This is a genomic window from Alteromonas sp. S167, from assembly GCF_036864375.1.
Classification (GTDB): Bacteria; Pseudomonadota; Gammaproteobacteria; order Enterobacterales; family Alteromonadaceae; genus Alteromonas.
This window is the reverse complement of record NZ_JAZETR010000004.1, coordinates 19,419-39,549: the sequence shown is the minus strand read 5'-3', so window position 1 is coordinate 39,549 and position 20,131 is coordinate 19,419. Positions and strand designations below refer to the sequence as shown.

At 43.7% G+C, this 20,131-nt stretch carries 10 protein-coding genes; all 10 read left to right on the top strand.

What is annotated here, in order from left to right:
* The 10 genes from prc (at position 1) to V7R35_RS07830 (ending at position 20,130) form a co-directional block, all read left to right on the top strand.
* Complete coding sequence (prc, locus tag V7R35_RS07875; protein ID WP_334014194.1) at positions 1–2,043, top strand: carboxy terminal-processing peptidase; 2,043 nt, start codon at positions 1–3, stop codon at positions 2,041–2,043.
* 93 nt (positions 2,044–2,136) lie between these two features.
* Positions 2,137–3,471, top strand: coding sequence for a sodium-dependent transporter (locus V7R35_RS07870; protein WP_334014193.1), 1,335 nt, complete (start codon positions 2,137–2,139; stop codon positions 3,469–3,471).
* Positions 3,472–3,509: 38 nt separating this feature from the next.
* Positions 3,510–4,985: a Na+/H+ antiporter NhaC gene (nhaC, locus tag V7R35_RS07865; RefSeq protein ID WP_334014192.1), complete on the top strand. Its 1,476-nt coding sequence runs from the start codon at positions 3,510–3,512 to the stop codon at positions 4,983–4,985.
* 60 nt (positions 4,986–5,045) lie between these two features.
* Positions 5,046–7,664: an aminopeptidase N gene (pepN, locus tag V7R35_RS07860; RefSeq protein ID WP_334014191.1), complete on the top strand. Its 2,619-nt coding sequence runs from the start codon at positions 5,046–5,048 to the stop codon at positions 7,662–7,664.
* Positions 7,651–7,893, top strand: a complete 243-nt coding sequence (locus V7R35_RS07855) for a DUF2835 family protein (RefSeq protein ID WP_334014190.1) — start codon at positions 7,651–7,653, stop codon at positions 7,891–7,893. The genes pepN and V7R35_RS07855 overlap by 14 nt, the downstream gene beginning before the upstream one ends.
* Before the next feature lie 319 nt (positions 7,894–8,212).
* The gene (locus V7R35_RS07850; RefSeq protein ID WP_334014189.1) at positions 8,213–10,276 is read left to right on the top strand and encodes a DUF1302 domain-containing protein; all 2,064 of its coding nucleotides are present in this window, start codon (positions 8,213–8,215) and stop codon (positions 10,274–10,276) included.
* A 12-nt stretch (positions 10,277–10,288) separates the two neighbouring features.
* On the top strand, positions 10,289–11,656 hold the full coding sequence (locus V7R35_RS07845) for a DUF1329 domain-containing protein (protein WP_334014188.1): 1,368 nt from the start codon (positions 10,289–10,291) through the stop codon (positions 11,654–11,656).
* Positions 11,657–11,734: 78 nt separating this feature from the next.
* Positions 11,735–12,781, top strand: coding sequence for a WD40/YVTN/BNR-like repeat-containing protein (locus tag V7R35_RS07840; RefSeq protein ID WP_334014187.1), 1,047 nt, complete (start codon positions 11,735–11,737; stop codon positions 12,779–12,781).
* Between the two features lie 15 nt (positions 12,782–12,796).
* Positions 12,797–15,115 carry an efflux RND transporter permease subunit gene (locus tag V7R35_RS07835; RefSeq protein WP_334014186.1) on the top strand — a complete coding sequence of 773 codons (2,319 nt, stop codon included), beginning with the start codon at positions 12,797–12,799 and terminating at the stop codon, positions 15,113–15,115.
* A gap of 176 nt (positions 15,116–15,291) precedes the next feature.
* Positions 15,292–20,130: an NAD-glutamate dehydrogenase gene (locus V7R35_RS07830; RefSeq protein ID WP_334014185.1), complete on the top strand. Its 4,839-nt coding sequence runs from the start codon at positions 15,292–15,294 to the stop codon at positions 20,128–20,130.
* The last annotated feature ends 1 nt before the right edge of the window (position 20,131 follow it).

Genomic DNA, 20,131 nt, shown 5'->3' with positions numbered 1-20,131 from the left:
ATGAGAGACATCCTTCGAATTTCCATTGCTAGTGCATTTCTTACTGTAGGTGTTGGCGCAGGGGCAGTAACCTCTTCACCTGACGTTGACAAATTACCTATATTACAACAAGAGTCGCAGCACAGTGTTGCTGCAAAGCGTGTTAGCGCGCTTTTTACTCGAGCGCACTATAAGGAAATATCGTTGGATGACGCACTCTCTGCACGTGTTTACCAACGTTTTATCGAATCTCTTGACCACAACAAGCAGATTTTACTTTTATCTGATGTCGTGAGCTTTGAGAAATACCGCACGCTATTTGATGATGCTTTGAGCAAAGGCAATTTGTCGGTGGCGTACGATATGTACAACGTAAGTGCCAAGCGCCGCATTGAGCGTTACGAATTCGCCTTAGACGTGCTAGAAAAAGGCCCTTTTGATTTTGAAAAAGAGGGCGATAAGTTCTACTACGATCGCGAAGATGCCGATTGGCCTACTACGAAGGCTGAGCTTGACGAGATTTGGCGCCAGCGCGTCAAGTACGATGCGCTAAATTTGATTTTGGCGGATAAGACCTGGGAAGAAGCGAAAGAGCTTCTAACCAAGCGTTATACTCGCGCTATCAAACGTACCACTCAAGCTAAAAGCGAAGATGTGTTTCAAACGGCAATGAATGCGTTCGCACGTACTATTGAAGCGCACACTAGCTACTTATCACCTCGCAACGCTGAACGGTTTCAAATGGATATGAATTTGTCATTTGAAGGCATTGGCGCAGTTTTGCAAAGCGAAGATGATTTCACCATTATCAAAAGTGTTGTGCCGGGTGGCCCCGCCGATGAGTCTGGTGCTATAAAACCAGAAGATAAGATCATCGGTGTTGCACAAGACGACGAAGAATTTGTAGACGTTATTGGCTGGCGTTTAGACGAAGTTGTAGAGCTAATTAAAGGCCCTAAAGGAAGTACAGTTCGTCTTCAAGTTCAAAAAGGCGCATCTGACGCGAAAACAACATCGGTTGTAAGCCTAACAAGAGATAAAATTAAATTAGAAGACAGAGCTGCAAAGTCTGAAGTTTATACGCCAGAAACAGGCCCTAATGCCGGTGAGCCGCTAGGCGTTATTACCATTCCAAGCTTCTACAATAACTTAAGCGCAGATGTAGCAAAAGAAATAGAAAGTCTTAAAGCGCAAAATGTGAAAGGCGTAATTGTCGATTTGCGCGGTAATGGTGGTGGTTCGCTTACAGAGGCGACTTTGCTTACCGGCCTTTTCATTGAAAAGGGCCCAGTTGTTCAAATACGCTATGGGCAGACAAAGGTGAGTGTAAATCGCGATACCGACGGTGAAGTTGCTTATGATGGACCACTAACTGTTTTAGTCGACAGATACAGCGCTTCGGCTTCAGAGATTTTTGCGGCTGCGATGCAGGACTATAATCGCGCATTAATTATCGGAGAGCAAACCTTCGGTAAGGGTACTGTGCAGCAGCATCGTGGATTAGGAAAAATCTATGACTTGTACGACAACCCACTGGGCAGTGTTCAGTTCACGATTGCTAAATTCTATCGTATTAACGGTGGCAGTACTCAGCATAAAGGGGTTATCCCTGATATTTTATACCCGTCCGCGGTTGAACCGTCAGAGTGGGGCGAGAGCCAGGCAGAGAATGCTCTTCCGTGGGATAGCATAAACCGTGCGAACTATACGACATTTGCTGACGGTACTGCTGCGCTAGATGTTTTAACAGCAAAGCATAACAAGCGCATTATGCAAGATCCTGAGTTTTCTTATATCTATGAAGATATTGAAGAGTACAAAGAGAACAAAGATAAGAACTACATCTCGTTAGTTAAGTCCGAGCGAGAAGCAGACAAGAAAGAGGCTGAAGAGAGAGCGTTGATGCGTGCTAACGAACGTTTACAGCGAATGGGCCTTGAATCAGTTGCATCATTGGACGACATACCAGAAGATATGGAAGAATTAGACCCATTCTTAGATGAAGCAGCCAATATTACATTCGATATGATTGGAACGGGCCGCTACGCTATCACGAGAAATTAAATGATATTAAAGAAGGGCTGGTCTGTGGCCAGCCCTTTTTTTGTGTCTACAAATAAAACAAAACGACTAAAAGAATAATAAAAGGGAAATAACATGGCTATCAGAGGCGAATTTTCCTCTCGAATAGGATTTGTATTGGCCGCAGCTGGTTCAGCAGTGGGTCTAGGCAACATTTGGGGCTTTCCAACTAAGGTAGCAAGTAATGGCGGCGCTGCTTTTGTACTTGTCTATTTACTCCTCGCTTTCGTTCTAGCTTACCCTGTACTAATGGCTGAGTTAATCATAGGCCGTAGCACGCGTTCTAATATGGTTGACGCGCTAGGTAAAATATCAGGTAGCTTTATTGGAAGAGCAACCGGCCTATGGGGCTGCGTTACTGTGTCGCTAATTTTAGCTTTCTACGCCATTGTTGGTGGCTGGATGCTGGTTTATTTTGCTGACGCGGCGGTAAGCCTTGTCGGATTGGAATCTGCAAGCGATTGGCTGCTTACCTCTTCGGTTACGCGTAACGTAATATTTTGTCTGTTATTCATGGGGTTAACCGCATTTATCGTTGTAGGCGGTGTGAAGTCGGGTATCGAAAAGTGGTCAGTTAGACTAATGCCTACGCTGGTCATCCTTATCCTTGCACTGATTGTTTATGTGAGCTTGCAACCAGGTGCGGTTGAAGGATGGAGCGCGTATCTTGTTCCAGATTTCTCAAGAGTGTTAGATCCAGAATTGCTTATTAACGCCATGGGTCAAGCGTTCTTTTCTATGTCGTTAGGTGTAGGCACCATGTTGGTGTATGGCTCTTACCTTAGTAAAAATGAAAACCTTCCAACAATCGGTGCATCCGTTGCGTTAGTCGATATAGGTGTTGCGGTTATCGCAGGCATGTTGATTATTCCTGCAATGTACGTGGCATTGAATAATGGCGTAGAAATTTTTACGCCAGACGGGGCGCTGATCCAAGGTGACACGCTTATATTTAAAGTGCTTCCGGCGCTATTTGATACTATCGGAACCGTTGGCCTGGTCGTTGCCTTTACATTCTTTGCACTTATGGCAATTGCAGCCGTAACATCTTCTATTTCTATGCTAGAAGTACCTGTGGCCTACATGGTAGAAAGCAAAGGCTTAAAGCGTAAAAAAGCAGTAGTGCTAATGGCCTCTATCATTTTTGCGCTCAGTTGTATCATCATCTTCAATTTTGAAACCTTGTTCGGTTTTGTCATTGCGTTAACCACGGAATACAGCCAACCGTTACTTGGTTTAGTGCTATGTATTTTCGCCGGCTGGGTATGGCGTAGAGACGCGATACTCGATGAACTAAAAGAAGGTAATGAGTACGCTGAGCACAGTATTTTTTGGAAAATCTGGCCTTGGTACGTACGTTTTGTTTGCCCCGTCGTTATCGCAATAATGTTTTATCGTTCAGTTTTCTAAGCACTCGAAGTCAAAGCTAAGGTTTTAAAATAATAATAATGTCGAATAAAGAATTAAAAACGCCATCGTTACTTGATGCAATGTTACCTATCGTCGCCCTCGTGGTCATGATGGGCAGTGCAGTTTATTTGTTTGAAGACAATTCTTCTTATGGCCCCAATCAAATTGCGCTATTACTCGCAATGGGAATAGCCGCTATTGTCGGTATGAAAAACGGCTACCGTTGGAAAACGATTGAAAAGGGCATTGTAGACGGTATTTCAATGTCGTTAGGGGCATGTCTAATCCTTCTTGCAGTGGGCTCGCTAATTGGCACATGGATGCTAGCGGGTACAGTACCAACGCTAATTTACTTTGGCCTTGAACTATTAAATCCGTCGTTTTTCTACGCCGCAGCGTGCTTAATATGTGCAGTAGTGGCAATGAGTATTGGTAGTTCGTGGACTACAGCCGCAACAGTTGGTGTTGCGTTAATGGGCGTAGCTGCGGGTATGGAGATGTCAGCTGCAATTACTGCCGGTGCGGTAGTCTCTGGCGCCTATTTTGGCGATAAAATATCACCATTATCAGAGACCACAAACTTAGCACCTGCCGTTGCGGGTACTGACCTTTTCGAACACATTCGTTACATGCTTTGGACTACAATACCAAGCTTCGTTATAGCACTTGTTTTTTTTACTTTTCTTGGCTTCAGCGAAGTGGGCGATGCCAAAGCACAGCGCATTGAAGAAATGCAGGCGCTTTTAAATACCTCTTTTGATTTGGGGTGGCACTTACTTGTTCCACTTGTTGTTTTACTCACACTTGCTATTAAGAAAATGCCTGCGTTCCCTGCGGTGTTTATTGGTGCGCTGTTAGGTGGTGTTTGGGCTGTAGTTTTTCAGTGGGATGTGGTTGTCGCAATGGCAAGTACAGATGACTCTGAAAACATCGGTGCACTGAAGGTTGTGTGGACAGCGTTGTTTGACGGTGTAAGCTTTTCTACACCAGATGAGAACTTAAATAGCCTACTGTCACGTGGCGGTATGTCGTCAATGCTGAATACCATTTGGCTGATAATCTGTGCAATGTCTTTCGGCGCAGTACTTGAACGTGTAGGGCTGTTGAAGCGTGCTGTTTCTGCAATCCTGCTAGGTGCGAAGTCTGCCGGTGATATGGTAAGCAGAACGATTTTAACGTGTTTTGGAACCAACTTGGTAACAGCCGATCAATATATTTCTATCGTTATGCCGGGGCGCATGTACAAAGAAGAGTTTAAAAAACGAGGCCTTGATCAGCTAAATCTTTCTCGAAGTTTGGAAGATGGAGGTACGTTAACATCACCTCTTATTCCCTGGAATACCTGTGGCGCATACATGCACAGTGTTTTACTTGTTAATCCGTTTGATTACATATTTTATGCTTTCTTCAACGTTATCAATCCGATCCTTGCGATTATCTATGCGTATCTAGGTATTAAAATATTGCGTCTTACGCCGCCGAAAGTTACTACAACAGGTGAAGATAAAATCTAACACTTTCTAAGCTAGCAGTACTTTGGCTGCTAGCTCGTAGGCTTTCTTTTAGGAGATTCTATGTCACTTCAAGCAAAGCGCAGGGCGGATTACCAGCCGCCTGCTTTTTCAATTTCAACGGTTACACTTCACGTTACACTTCACCCTACAGAAACAAAAGTAGTCAGTGAACTTACCATTAAGCGCGAGGGTGAACATCAATTGCCCCTAGTCTTAGATGGTGACAGTCTTGTTCTAAATGCCGTAAGTATTGATGACAACGAGTTAGGTAAGAACCCAGCTTCAGATCAGTATTACGAACAAACTGCAAATAGCCTTATCGTAAATTCACCGCTAAATAGTTATAAATTAAAAATTGTTACCACTATCGCGCCAGAAAACAACAAAGCGCTAGAAGGCCTTTATCTCTCTGGCGGTGCTTATTGCACACAATGTGAGGCAGAAGGGTTTAGACGAATTACCTACTTTATGGACAGGCCAGATGTACTGTCTGTTTACACGGTCACTGTAGTCGCTCAAAATTCAATACCCATGTTGTTGTCTAACGGGAACCCTATAGACAAGGGCGCGACAGACAATGGCCAGCACTTTGTTACATGGCACGACCCTCATCCAAAACCTTGTTATTTATTTGCGCTAGTAGCCGGCGATTTCGACCTACTTACAGATACCTATAAAACAAAAAGTGGCAAAGACGTTGCCTTAGAGCTGTACGTAGATAAAGGTAAGGCTTCCCAGGGGTATTTCGCCCTAGAGTCACTAAAGCGCGCAATGAAGTGGGACGAAGATGTATTTGGTTTAGAATACGACCTCGACATTTACATGATTGTTGCTGTCGACTTTTTCAATATGGGCGCCATGGAGAACAAAGGCCTAAACGTATTCAATAGCAAATTTGTTTTGGCGGACCAAGATAGTGCTACAGACGATGACTTTTTCAATGTTGAATCGGTTATTGCGCACGAGTACTTTCATAACTGGACAGGAAACAGGGTTACGTGCCGTGATTGGTTCCAGTTAAGCTTGAAAGAGGGGTTGACGGTATTCAGGGACCAGCAGTTCAGTGCAGATATGACGTCTGCGTTGAGTAACCGTATTAAGCATGTGCGCGTTATGCGCGAGCATCAGTTCGCTGAAGATGCGAGTGCGATGAGCCATCCTATTCGCCCTGAGGAAGTTATCGAGATGAATAACTTCTACACGGTCACCGTGTACGATAAAGGCGCTGAAGTTATACGAATGTTTCATACTTTGCTTGGGCCTGAAAGCTTTAGAGCTGGTATGGATGAATACTTTAAGCGTCACGATGGCCAAGCGGTTACTTGTGACGACTTTGTATCTGCAATGCAGTCTGCAACAGATTTGGATTTAACACAGTTTTCTCTATGGTATAGTCAGTCTGGAACGCCCGTAATTAGTGTTGTTCATTTAGATGATGGTAAGGGTAATCACACAATTATTCTTCGTCAGCATACGCCGAAAACGTCAGATCAAAACGACAAACAACCGCTTTATATGCCTATAAACATCGAGATAATTGATGAGCAAGGCAACAAGTATGAAGACGAGCAGGGCACAATTACTGATGGTATGGTTATTCTAGACTCGGAAACTTTATCACTTCAAGTGAAGGCAAAAACTGCAGAATCAAAAATCACTCCTGTTGTATTAGGTAATTTCTCGGCGCCAGCCAAAGTTGAAAACACGCTAGATATTGACTCGTTACTAACAGTATTTAAGTATTCGAATGACGCGTTTAATCGCTGGGATGCTATGCAGGGCATTTATGATAAGTGCATAGGTCAATTAGAGTTAGACCCTACCAGCGTTATAGACACTGCAGTGTGGGACGGTATTAAGCATGCGCTTACCTTGGAAAGCAAAAACCTTGAGCTTTTGGGTGAGTGTTTGGTAATACCTTCATTTGAAACACTTTGTCAAAGCCGTAGTAATGTTGATGTTCACAGCTTACTTGAAGCTAGACGTGCGTTTTGCAGTCAGTTTGCCACTGTATTAGAGACTGAGTTGCTGGTTATTCTAGAACAGATACCACAAGGTACGTACCAATACGAACAGGCGGCAATACAAGGTCGTAGATGCAAAAACGTTGTATTAGGCCATTTGGCTAGACTGCCGCAACATGCAGATAAGCTAACAGCGCAGTTTGAAACCGCAGATAACATGACTGATACGCTAGGGGCATTGAGCGCCTCGCAATACAGTGATAAAGGTGTATTCGAAAAACTCATGGCAGCGTTTGAACAAAAATGGAACCACAATCCATTAGTATTGGATAAATGGTTTGCGCTGCACGCTACTCAGCCTTCAGAAAATATCTTCGCCACAATTACCATGTTGTGCGAACACCCTCAATTTACTATGAGCAACCCTAATAGGGTTCGGGCGGTAATGGGGAGTTTCGCATTTTATAATGCAGAGAAGTTCCATGCGCTAGACGGTAGTGGCTATAAGTTTATTACAGACTACTTATTAAAGCTCGATAGCGTGAACCCTCAGGTAGCAGCGCGCATAGTGACACCACTTACACAGTGGCAGGGGTATTCAGAAGCACATCAAGTGTTAATGAAAGAGCAACTTGCAAGGCTGTTAAATCATAAAGGGCTTAGTAAAGACGTGTTCGAAAAAGTAAGTAAAAGTCTTGCTTATGATAAACATTAGTAGTTCTGACACTGTTTATTACTTTTCAATCAACGTGCCTTACAATGAATGTGAGGCACTATATTCTCCCGCAGTTCCTAGCGTGGTAATGCAAAGCGAATCTGGATTAAATATTCAGGTGCCTACCAGTCGTTTAAGACAGTTTGTGACATCTTTAGGAGTGAAAGGCCGTTATCGTATGATTGTTGATGCCAATAAGAAAATTAAAGCGTTCGAAAAGCTTCGGTAGGCTTTTCTGAAACGTGCAGCGAACATGCTTCTAAGTGTCGCCATTTGAGTAGATTTTTCACGCAAATTAAGTGGTTCTTTTTCACTTTTACTATTGCTTGTTTTTTGGTCTTTTTGGGGCGATTTTTTACATAGCAATATAAATCGTTTTTATACTGACGATAAACCATTAACTATCTGATACCACTAATGTTGTAAAAATTGTTAACTGGTAGGATTAGTTCTTGCGGTTCTTGCAAAATGATGTAATGATTTTGTTAATCGTTATGGTTGGTCATGATGTCACGTATACATTCGCGTCGACTTGGGAGTATAAAAATATGAAAAACAGGCCTAGCGCTTTTAAATTGTCACCAGTTGCAGCGGGAATTATCTCGTTAGCAGGTGCTGCCGCAGTACCTGCACACGCTGCAAATTGGCAGGTTGGTGATGTAAGCATTACATTAGATTCAACGTTCACACTTGCAACCAGTATTCGTACCGAAGCAAGAGATTACGGTCTTATCGGTAACAGTAACCATCCTCAATTTGACTGGACTGGCTATCACGCTGCTTTCAATCCAATCTATTCGAGCGCTGATGTATGGGCGCTGGCCGACGGTGGTTATTCGACCAACGGTGATTTAGGTAACCTAGCTCATGATCCAGGTGAAGCATTTGCAACACAAGTTTCAGGTACGCATGAACTAGACATCAATTTTGGTGACTATGGTTTCTTTGCACGTGGTTTTTGGTTCTACGATTTTGAACAAATGGATGGTGACCGCCCATACTCGAACCCAATCACAGGCAATCAGTATGACCTTTGTCAAGATCCTGAAGCAGAAGACCTTCTGTGTACTGACGTACGACTTTACGATGCATTCTTCTACGGCGACTGGTGGTTTGGTGATAAACCTTTCACACTACGTGTAGGCCGTCAGGTGATCAGCTGGGGTGAAAGTACTTTTATCCAGCACGGTATTAACACTACTAACCCTGTAGACGTTACACGTGCCCGTGCACCGGGTGCAGAACTTCGTGAAGTATTCCTTCCTGTAGGTATGGTTTACGCGTCTTTAGGCTTAACTGACACAGTTAGCATTTCTGGCTACTACCAATACGAGTGGCAAGAAAGCTGGCTACCAGTATCAGGCAGTTACTTTGCCGGTAATGACTTTGCAGGTGAGGGCGGTCAACGCCAGAACATCCAGTTAGGTTTTAGTGGTAACCCTGATATCGACCTAGAACACTTACTGTCTGCACTTAATGGCTACGGCGACGCACTTCGTGCGGGCGCTAACGCAGCAGATATCTCTCAAGCTTACCTTGCTTATCCAACAAAAGTTGCTGTTCGTGGATTCGCTGATGAGGTGCGCAACGACGCTGACGACCAAGGCCAGTATGGTCTTCGTCTTACGTGGTTTGCTGAAGATTTGAACGAAACTGAGTTTAGTTTCTATCACATTAACTATCATAGCCAACGTCCACTTATTTCAGGTATTACGTCAGATTTCACACAAGCGGGTATTGGTGCAGATCTTGCGTTTATGGCTGCTAATGAAATTACGCGTGATAACATCACAGACCTTCGTGCGTTTACTAAGTCTGAGTTTTTCTTCCCAGAAGATATCAAGCTTTACGGCATGAGCTTTAACACCAACATTGGTACAACGGCACTTGCAGGTGAATTTGCTTACCGTGTAGACGAGCCTCTTCAAATTGATGATGTTGAGCTGCTTTACATGGGTATGCCTGAGCAGCTTGCTAATGCTGGTCTTCGCCCTGACCTTGCAGGTATCTCTCAACTAAACAATATTGGTAGATCTGTAGGTCCTGGTGAAACTGCTGAAGGTTTTATTTTCTCTGACACATATCAAATCCAGTTTACTGCTTCACACGTGTTCGGTCCTAAGTTTGGTGCCGATAACTTTGTGTTGTTAGGTGAAGCGGGTTATGTAAACATTGTAGACATGCCAGACCCTGAAATTCTGCGTCTAAATGCGCCAGGTACAGCACGTACTCCTTCACTTGAACCTACGCCTAGTGGTAATAACCGTGAAGGTTTACACATTGGTTTGTCTGACGGTCCAGAGACAAATCCATTTGCTACTGACGACGCATGGGGCTACCGTTTACTCGCAGTTGCAGATTACAACTCAATCTTTGCAGGTATGAACCTTCGTGTTCGCGGAACGTTCTCTCATGATGTTGAAGGTACAACACCAGATCCATTATTCCTTTTCACTGAAGATGTTAAGTCTGCAGCACTGTCGTTCACGTTTGACTACTTAAGCAAGTGGTCTGCAACGGCTTCTTATAGTGCATTCTGGGGCGGCATTGGTACTACCAATGCACTGGCCGACAGAGACTTCGTTTCATTTAACATCAAATACGCAATCTAAAGAGTGGTAGTCATGATTAGAAAAGTAGGAATTATTGCCGCAGCACTTTCTCTTGCATTGTCAGGAACGAGTGCGCTAGCAAAAGTATCAGAAGCAGAGGCCAATAAGTTAGGTGGCGCTCTTACTCCTCTTGGTGCAGAAAAAGCAGGTAACGCTGACGGAAGTATTCCGGCTTGGACAGGGGGTATTACCTCTGCGCCAGCGGGGTACACTGTGGGCGACCACCACCAAGACCCTTACCCAGAAGACAAAGTGTTGTTTGAAATTACAGCGCAAAACTATAAAGAGTATGCTGATTACCTTTCAGAAGGTCAGATTAAGCTTTTTGAGGCTTATCCTGATACGTTCCGCATGCCTGTATACCCAACGCGTCGTTCTGCATCTAACCCACAGTCTATTTACGATGCCACTAAAGTAAATGCAATGAATGCTGAACTGTTAGATGACGGTAACGGTATCAAAGGTGCGGTGTTGGGTATTCCATTCCCAATTCCACAGAATGGTCTTGAAGCTATTTGGAACCACATTTTGCGCTATCGCGGCGAAGCAGTACAGCGTAACGGTGGACAAGCTGCGGTTACTACCGGTGGCGACTATAACGTTATTGGTTTCGACGAGCAGCTGCTTATCAAATACGCAGAAGAGGGTGCAACACCAGAAAAGCTGACTGACGAAAACGTGTTATTCATGTTTAAGCAGAAAGTAACAAAACCTGCACGTTTAGCAGGTACTGCACTGCTTGTTCATGAAACAGTAGACCAAGTGAAAGAACCACGTAAAGCGTGGACATATAACACCGGTCAGCGTCGTGTTCGTCTAGCTCCGAACATTGCATACGATACACCAGGTACAGCGGCTGATGGCCTTCGTACTACGGATGATTTCGATATGTTTAATGGTTCTCCAAACCGTTATAATTGGGAGCTGAAAGGCAAGAAAGAAATGTATGTTGCATACAATAACTATAAGCTGCATTCAGATAATGCAAAGTATGCTGACATTCTTACGCCTAACCATGTTAACCCAGATCTAACTCGTTGGGAAAAACACCGTGTATGGGTAGTTGAGGCAACACTTAAGGAAGGTTTCCGTCATATTTATCAAAAACGCGTGTTCTTTATTGATGAGGACAGCTGGCAAATCCAAGTTGCTGATATGTATGATAACCGTGGCGAACTTTATCGAGTTGGTGTAGCTTACGGGGTGAACTACTATGAAGTTCCAACTCAGTGGTCTACGCTTGATACATACCACGACTTAAACTCTCGTCGTTATTTGGCAATTGGCCTTGATAACGAAGAGGAGATGTATGACTTCACTGTACGTCCAAGAGACGTTGAGTTTACGCCTCAGGCGTTGCGACGTGAAGGTATGCGCTAATCGCCTAAACAACAAACGGTTGGCAAATGCCAACCGTTTTTGTATACAGACCAATATTAATAGGGGGAATGGTTACTTATGAGAAAAACCATTGCAGCGTGCATTGCCGCTAGTTTTGCAGTGAATTGTTCAATTACTGCAACTGCCGAAGAAGCATTTATGGCACCTTTGGTTGAGCAATCTGTTCTGTTGGACATAGACGCTGATGAATTTGTTGTTATTGTTGGTGAGCGAGGCCATGTACTAGTTTCACAAGACGGAAAAGCTTTTACTCAAAAGCGTGTACCAACACAATCTACACTTACTGCGACTACCGTGGTTGGTGATAAAATTTGGGCGGTGGGTCACGATGCCGTCATTCTTCATTCTTCAGACAAGGGCGAAACCTGGACTATTCAAAATTTCCAGCCTGATCTTCAACGCCCATTTCTAGACGTTTTATTCTTTGATGACATGCACGGTGTTGCAACGGGTGCATATGGTTTGTTCTATAGAACTGTTGATGGCGGCGAAAATTGGACTGCAGAGCGTCATGCTAGCCTGTTAGATCCATACGACCGTGAGTACTTAGAAGATATTAGGGAAGAGAACGAAGAGTTCTATCAGCAAGAGCTTGAATCTATTTTGCCTCACTTGAATCGTATTACGTTAGAAGGTGATACGCTTTACCTTGCCGGTGAAGCTGGTTTGCTGGCACGAAGTGATAATTTAGGTGAGTCTTGGGAGCGATATTCTGTTGATTACACGGGCTCCTTCTTCGATATTAAGCCGTTAGACGATTCAACTGTTATGGCTGTTGGACTGCGCGGAAACATTTTTGTTAGCCGTGAAGAAGGCGAATGGGAATACGTTAATACGTGTTCATCAAGTACGCTTAATTCTATTTTGATTGGTTCTGAGTCAAAGGTTTTTGCGCTTGGTAATAATGGAATGATGGTAAGTGCAACACGTCCATTGCCAACGAGTATGCGTGACCCATATGCCAACCCCGCAGATTGCGAGGCAGATGATGGTATTAAGGTAACTCAGGTTGAAGATAAAGCCGCGTTGCTCAATGCAACGATGTTTAATGGTTCAAGCATTGCCGTTACCGCTAATGGCATTAAAACGTTGACGCTTAAATAAGGCAGTATAAGAACAATGACACAGTTTCTAGAAAAACTTGTCTTCGGTAACCGAATATTGGTTGTGGCTATTTTTGCCCTTGCAACGGTGTTTTTAGGTTATCAAGCATCTCAAATGCGTCTTGACGCAGGTTTTGAAAAAAACATTCCACTTAATCACGAGTATATGAAAACGTATATTGAACATCGTCAGGACTTTGGTGGTGCGAATAATATACTTGTTTCGGTTTGTGATAAAAACGGCGACATTTACAACCAGAATTTCTTCGACACATTAAAAAATGTGCACGATCAACTTTTCTTTATTAACGGTGTAAACCGTTCTCTGGTTATCTCTTTATTCTCTCCGTCTACACGTTTCACTGAAATCGTAGAAGGTGGCTTTGCTGGCGGTCCAGTAATACCAGCCGATTTCAATTCTTCTAGCCCAAAGGCACTAGAGCTTGTGGCGGCAAACGTTGAAAAAGCAAATATTGTTGGTCGTCAAGTTTCAAGTGACTACAGCTGTGCAATGGTTACAGCACAATTACTTGATATCGACCCGCAAACGGGCGAGCCATTAAACACTCTTAAGTTAGCGGCTGAGCTTGAAGAGCAGCTGCGCGGCCAATACGAAAACGACCAAACGTCTATTCACATTATTGGATTCGCTAAAATGATTGGTGATGTGGCTGACGGTGCAAAAGACGTACTGGTGTTCTTTGCCATTGCTATCGCAATTACTGCAGTAATGGTGTACTTCTTCTCGCGTAGCATCATGCTTACCTTGCTACCGCTTCTGTGCTCAATCATTGCGGTTATCTGGCAGTTAGGCCTGCTTACGTCTATTGGCTTTGGCATGGACCCTATGTCTATCTTGGTACCATTTTTGGTATTTGCCATTGGTGTGAGCCACGGCGTACAGATGATCAATGCCGTCGAAAAACAAGCGGTGACAGGCATAGGTGCCAAGCGAGCTTCCATGGCTGCATTCAGAAACTTGCTTGTACCGGGCGGTATTGCACTACTTTCTGATACCGTAGGTTTTATGACGCTATTGGTTATCGATATCGGCATTATTCGCGAGCTTGCTATTACTGCGAGTATGGGTGTTGCAGTTATTATCTTAACAAACTTGTTACTGCTTCCAGTGCTTATGAGCTTTCTTAAGCTTGACCAAAAGTACGTAGAAAAATTTGCGGGTAAGGAAAACGCAAATGCAAAGTTCTGGGAACTTATAGCATCATGTTCACATAAAAAGCCTGCAGCGGTAATTCTTATCATCACGGCAGCGCTCTTTGTGTTTGGTCACTTCCAAGCGCAGAACATGAAAATTGGTGATTTGCATGCAGGTGCGCCGGCACTGCACGAAACTTCTCGATACAATCAAGACACTTTCTTGATTACAGATAAGTACGAGGTTACCGTTGATTATATTTCAATACTCGTTGAGACCACGTCTGAAGCATGTACGTCTCACCCTGTAATGAAAGCTATGGATGATTTCCAATGGAAAATGGAAAATGTTGACGGCGTACAGTCAGCGGTTTCGTTGGCCTCAGTAGCTAAAGTTGTGAATGCGGGCTATAACGAAGGGAATGTTAAATGGCAGGTGTTACCTCGCAATCAGCAAACATTGGTTCAAGCTATTTCACGCATTCCAACATCATCAGGCTTACTTAATGGTGATTGTTCAGTGATGCCTATCATCCTATTCATGGAAGATCACAAAGCAGAAACTATTTCTCGTGTTGTGGACGCGGTGAAAGAATATCGCAGTGAATACGAAACTGATGATATGAAGTTTAGCTTAGCATCTGGCCCTGTTGGCGTAATGGCCGCTACCAATGAAGCTGTAAGTGCAGCTCAACACCCAATGATGCTCTACGTATTCGGTGCAGTTATTGCGCTTTGCTTAATCAGCTTCCGCTCGGTACGCGCTACGTTAGTGGTTGTTATTCCGCTCTATGTGGTATCTGTACTTGCGCAAGCGCTAATGACTTACCTTCAAATTGGACTTACCGTATCAACGTTACCAGTTATCGCACTGGGCGTGGGTATAGGCGTAGACTATGGTATCTATATCCTATCTACTAAGAGCTCAATGTTGAAGCAGGGAGCAACAGTACAGGAAGCGTATTTTGCTGCATTGAAGGAACGTGGAAGCGCAGTGTTGTTTACCGGTATTACGCTAGCAATTGGCGTAAGTACATGGGTATTCTCATCGCTCAAGTTCCAGATGGACATGGGTATCTTGCTTACCTTTATGTTCGTTGTGAATATGCTTGGTGCAATAATTGTACTGCCTGCGTTGGCTAGACTGCTATGGTGGAATAGAAACGACCCTAGTGCGTAAATTATTTTTGCATAGCTAAGCACAAAAAAGGGCCCTTTGGCCCTTTTTTTTATGCGTTTTCTGCATACTTATCTATCCTGTTAAAATAAGGTTAAAATTAGGCTTTCAATAGTGCCATTTATTAGGGAAAATAATGTAGTACTCGGCACTTACGACATTTAATAAAAGGTTAACAAATGACAGTCACCTCACAGCGACACTCAGTACTGCTAGATAACGTATTTGCACTTATCGACAAAAAAGTAGATACCAAGCAGAAGTCTCTTGTGCAGCAATTCGGACGTCTGTTGTATAAAAACATTTCAAGCGACGATTTAGAAAATCGAAACGACAGCGACCTCTATGGTGCAACACTAAGTCTTTGGAATGGCTTAGCGAAATTCGATAATGCATCACCTTACATTCGCGTTTTTAACCCTGAAATCGCAAAGCATGGCTGGCATTCTAGCCACACAATTGTAGAAATCATTGTGACTGATATGCCGTTTTTGGTTGATTCAGTACGCATGCTTTTAAACCGTTTAAATATTACTGCGCATCTTTTCCTTCACAGCCCCATTGGTATTAAGCGTGACGATGCTAATAAAGTGCAAGCATTTGCTGAGCAAGGAAAAGCAGTTAATGGCGCCAAGAAAGAAACGGTTATCTTTATTGAAGTAGACCGACAAACTTCTAAAAAAGACATAGACGGTTTAACAAAAGAATTATTCTCTGTGGTGGATGAAGTATCACTTGCGGTTCAAGACTGGCAGGGCATGACCACAACACTGCAGGATGTCATAAAAAGTAGCGGTAAGTATAATTGGCCTGCATCTGCAGACATGAAAAAGCAGACTAAAGCATACTTAGAGTGGTTAAGCGATCATAACTTTACCATGATGGGGTATCGCTACTATGAAGTGAAAGCCGTTGAAGGTGATCACAGATGGATCCCGAAAAATGAAACCAGTTTAGGTTTGCTGAAAAACTCAGTTAATGACCGCGAACGCCTGTTGTCGAAGCTACCTGCATCGGCAAGAGCAGAAGCGTTAAGCAAAAACCCACTTATTCTAACTAAAACCAACACACGTGCTCGCGTGCACCGTCCCGCGTACATGGACTATGTTGGCGTTAAAGTGTTTAACAAAGAAGGCCAGGTAGTTGGCGAGCACCGCTTCTTAGGTTTGTACTCTGCCTCGTTCTATAACAACAGCGTGACTCAGCTTCCTATTTTGCGTGAAAAAATAAATCGCATTTGTGAGCTTTCAGGCTTTGAGAAGGGCACACATGCGCATAAAGCATTCGCTAATATCATTGAAACCTATCCGCGCGACGAGCTGCTGCAAACGCCTGCCGAAGAGTTAGCGCAAATTGTTATGGGTATTTTTCAAATGCAGGAGCGTGGTATTTCACGCTTGTTCATTCGTAAAGATACGTTTGGTCGCTTCTTCTCTTGTATGGTATTTGTGCCGAGAGAGCGCTATAACACACAGCTTCGTAAAGAAACCCAAGCACTTTTGAAAGCCTCACTAGGCGCAACAGAAGAAGTAGAGTTTACTACCTTCTTCTCAGAATCTGTGTATGCACGCACGCACTACATAGCTCGAGTTAACGATAACAACGCGGAATTCGATGTGAAGGAAATAGAACAAAATATTATCGAGCTTACCAAAACATGGAATGACAGACTAGCTGCGTCAATCTCAGCTGCTCACGGTGAAGCATCAGGAAAGGCGTTAGAACGCAAATACAACAATGCATTTTCACGCAGTTATATGGAGCACAACCTTCCGTCAGCGGCATTGGTGGATATCGACAAATTAGAAATGCTAGACGATAACCATACGCTTGATATGCTGTTTTATCGTCCGCAAGAAGAAGATGCTGACAGCCAAATAGTGAAGCTGAAGCTTTTCCATAGAGCAGAGCCAATTCACTTGTCTGATGTGCTGCCAATGCTTGAGAACTTTGGGTTACGCGTAATCGACGAGAGCCCTTATAAAATAACGTGTTCAGAGGGCGAGCGTAACTGGGTGATGGATTTCACTATGCTGCATAAAAGTGGCCAGCATTTTGACATGGAAAATGCCCAAATACTGTTCCAAGACGCGTTTGCTAAAGTGTGGTACAAAACGTTAGAGGACGACGCATTTAACCGCCTTATTCTTGGCGCTAATATGACAGGGCGTAAAGTTACTGTACTTCGTGCTTATGCAAAATATATGCGTCAAACAGGTAGCTCTTTTAGCCGTGACTACATCGCTAACACGCTTTCTAACTACCCAGATATCGCGCGTTTATTGGTTGAGTTTTTCGACCAGCGTTTCAATCCTAAAAAGAAACGAAACGAGAAAAAAGAAGAAACGATTTTAGACACTATCAAAGCGCAGCTTGATAACGTAAGCAACTTGGATGATGACCGTATTATTCGTCGTTACTTAGACATGATGTCGGCTACGCTGCGCACTAACTTCTATCAACCAGACGACGTCGGTAATGAGAAGTCTTATGTATCGTTTAAAATGATGCCTGAACTTATTCCAGAGATGCCGTTGCCGCTGCCGAAATTTGAAATTTTCGTATACAGCCCGCGTGTGGAAGGTGTTCACCTTCGAGGTGGTAAAGTAGCGCGAGGTGGCTTACGTTGGTCTGATCGCCAAGAAGATTTCCGTACTGAAGTTTTAGGCTTGGTAAAAGCACAGCAAGTTAAAAATACCGTTATTGTACCTGTTGGTGCCAAAGGTGGTTTTGTTTGTAAAAACTTGCCTGTAGGCCAAGGGCGCGAGGCAATTCAAGCAGAAGGTCAAGCGTGTTACCGTACCTTCATTACCAGTTTGTTAGACATCACCGATAATATCGTTAACGGCGAAATAGTACCGCCAAAAGATGTTGTTCGTCTTGATGATGATGACCCTTACTTGGTTGTAGCAGCAGATAAAGGAACGGCTACGTTCTCAGATATCGCTAATGGCATTGCAGAAGAATTCGGTTTCTGGCTTGGCGACGCATTTGCGTCTGGCGGCAGTATTGGTTATGACCATAAGAAAATGGGAATTACAGCACGCGGTGGCTGGGAATCGGTTAAACGACATTTCCGTGAAATTGGTATTAATTGTCAAACTACAGACTTTACCGCTGTAGGTGTGGGCGATATGGCGGGTGATGTGTTCGGTAACGGCATGTTGCTTTCTGAGCACACGCGATTGATTTCTGCGTTCAACCATTTACACATATTCTTCGACCCTAGCCCAGATGCTGCGGCCAGTTACAAAGAGCGTAAGCGTTTGTTTGAAAACCCAAGCCTTAGCTGGGAAGACTACGACGCAAAGTTAATTTCTAAGGGCGGTGGTATTTTCAGTCGCTCGGCTAAGTCAATTAAGCTTACGCCTGAAATGAAAAAATGGTTGGGCACACGCCAGTTAACAATGACGCCAAATGAGCTAATTCACAACATTCTTAAGATGCCTGTAGACCTATTGTGGAACGGCGGTATTGGAACCTACATTAAGAGTAAGAAAGAGTCTCACTCTGAAGTTGGCGATCGTGCCAACGACGACTTACGCGTAAATGGCCGCGATGTTCAGGCTAAAATTGTGGGTGAGGGCGGTAACTTAGGCCTTACTCAATTAGGTCGTATTGAGTACGCTTCTAACGGCGGTCGCGTCAACACAGATTTCATTGATAACGTTGGCGGCGTTGATTGTTCAGATAATGAAGTAAATATCAAGATTCTACTTAATAGTCTTGTTAATGACGGCGAACTCACACTTAAACAGCGCAATAAGCTTTTATACGATATGACTGACGATGTATCACGTATCGTATTGAAAGATTGCTATCGCCAAACGCAGTCTATTTCAATTACTGAGCTTGCTGGTGTTAAACAACTTAAAGAGCAACTGCGTTTTATTCACGGCTTAGAGCGTGAAGGCCAGTTAAATAGGGAATTAGAGTTCATCCCAAGTGACGATGAAATTTCAGACCGCGTTGCCAGCGATCAGGGCTTAACCCGTCCAGAATTAAGCGTACTTATTGCCTATGGTAAAATGGTGCTAAAAGACGCGCTCAATATCCCTGAAATAACAGATAACCCTTACCACGGTAAGCTACTTGTAGAAGCATTCCCTGAAGTGCTTCGTACTAAGTTCAAAGATCACATGCAGCAGCATCCTCTGCGCAGTGAAATTATTGCCACAAAGTTAACCAACAATATGGTTAATGACATGGGCCTTAATTTCGTGTTCAGAATGCAGGAAGAAACCGGCGCAAGTGTGAGTGAAATTGCCGATGCTTATGCCATTGTTCACGGCATCTTCAATATGAAAACACTGTGGGAGCGCATTGAAGAGCTAGATAACGTAATTCCGGCTAAACTTCAGCTTCGCATGCTAGACGAGGCTCGCCGAATTATGCGAAGAGCAGCTCGTTGGTACATTCGCCACGGCAACAAGGCGCAGTCTATTGAAGAAGCCATTGTGAGCTATCGTGGTACCTTTGATACGCTGTCTAAAAACTTGCAGCACTATTTAGTAGAGAGCGAATATTCGCAGCTTGAAGCTGCTACGCAAAAATACATTAACGAAGGCGTACCGCAGGATATCGCTTATCAAGTGGCAAGCTTCTCGAACATGTTCTCTAGTTTCGACCTAGCGCAGATTGTTGAAACCGACAAGCATGATACTGACGTAGTCGCGAAGCTTTACTATCAATTAGGCTCTAAGCTTGAGTTACACTGGTTCTTGGATCAAATTAATAACCAAGCAGTAAGCAACCATTGGCAAGCACTTGCACGTGCGTCATATCGTGAAGAACTAGATTGGCAACAGCGTTCAATTACCGCTAATTTACTGCAATCGCGAAGCGATATTAACGATCCTAATCAGATTTTAGACGAGTGGATAGAGAGTAATCAGGTACTACTTAAGCGCTGGTATCATATGATGTCAGAGTTTAAAACCAGCACAACACACGAATTTGCGAAATTTTCTGTCGCTTTACGTGAATTGATGCTTTTAAGCGTGAAGTCTAACCATTAGA

Coding starts and splice junctions, on each gene's coding strand:
- V7R35_RS07855 (WP_334014190.1), top strand. CDS start 7,651: ATGATAAACATTAGTAGTTCTGACACTGTTTATTACTTTTCAATCAAC.
- V7R35_RS07830 (WP_334014185.1), top strand. CDS start 15,292: ATGACAGTCACCTCACAGCGACACTCAGTACTGCTAGATAACGTATTT.
- nhaC (WP_334014192.1), top strand. CDS start 3,510: ATGTCGAATAAAGAATTAAAAACGCCATCGTTACTTGATGCAATGTTA.
- prc (WP_334014194.1), top strand. CDS start 1: ATGAGAGACATCCTTCGAATTTCCATTGCTAGTGCATTTCTTACTGTA.
- pepN (WP_334014191.1), top strand. CDS start 5,046: ATGTCACTTCAAGCAAAGCGCAGGGCGGATTACCAGCCGCCTGCTTTT.
- V7R35_RS07835 (WP_334014186.1), top strand. CDS start 12,797: ATGACACAGTTTCTAGAAAAACTTGTCTTCGGTAACCGAATATTGGTT.
- V7R35_RS07850 (WP_334014189.1), top strand. CDS start 8,213: ATGAAAAACAGGCCTAGCGCTTTTAAATTGTCACCAGTTGCAGCGGGA.
- V7R35_RS07840 (WP_334014187.1), top strand. CDS start 11,735: ATGAGAAAAACCATTGCAGCGTGCATTGCCGCTAGTTTTGCAGTGAAT.
- V7R35_RS07845 (WP_334014188.1), top strand. CDS start 10,289: ATGATTAGAAAAGTAGGAATTATTGCCGCAGCACTTTCTCTTGCATTG.
- V7R35_RS07870 (WP_334014193.1), top strand. CDS start 2,137: ATGGCTATCAGAGGCGAATTTTCCTCTCGAATAGGATTTGTATTGGCC.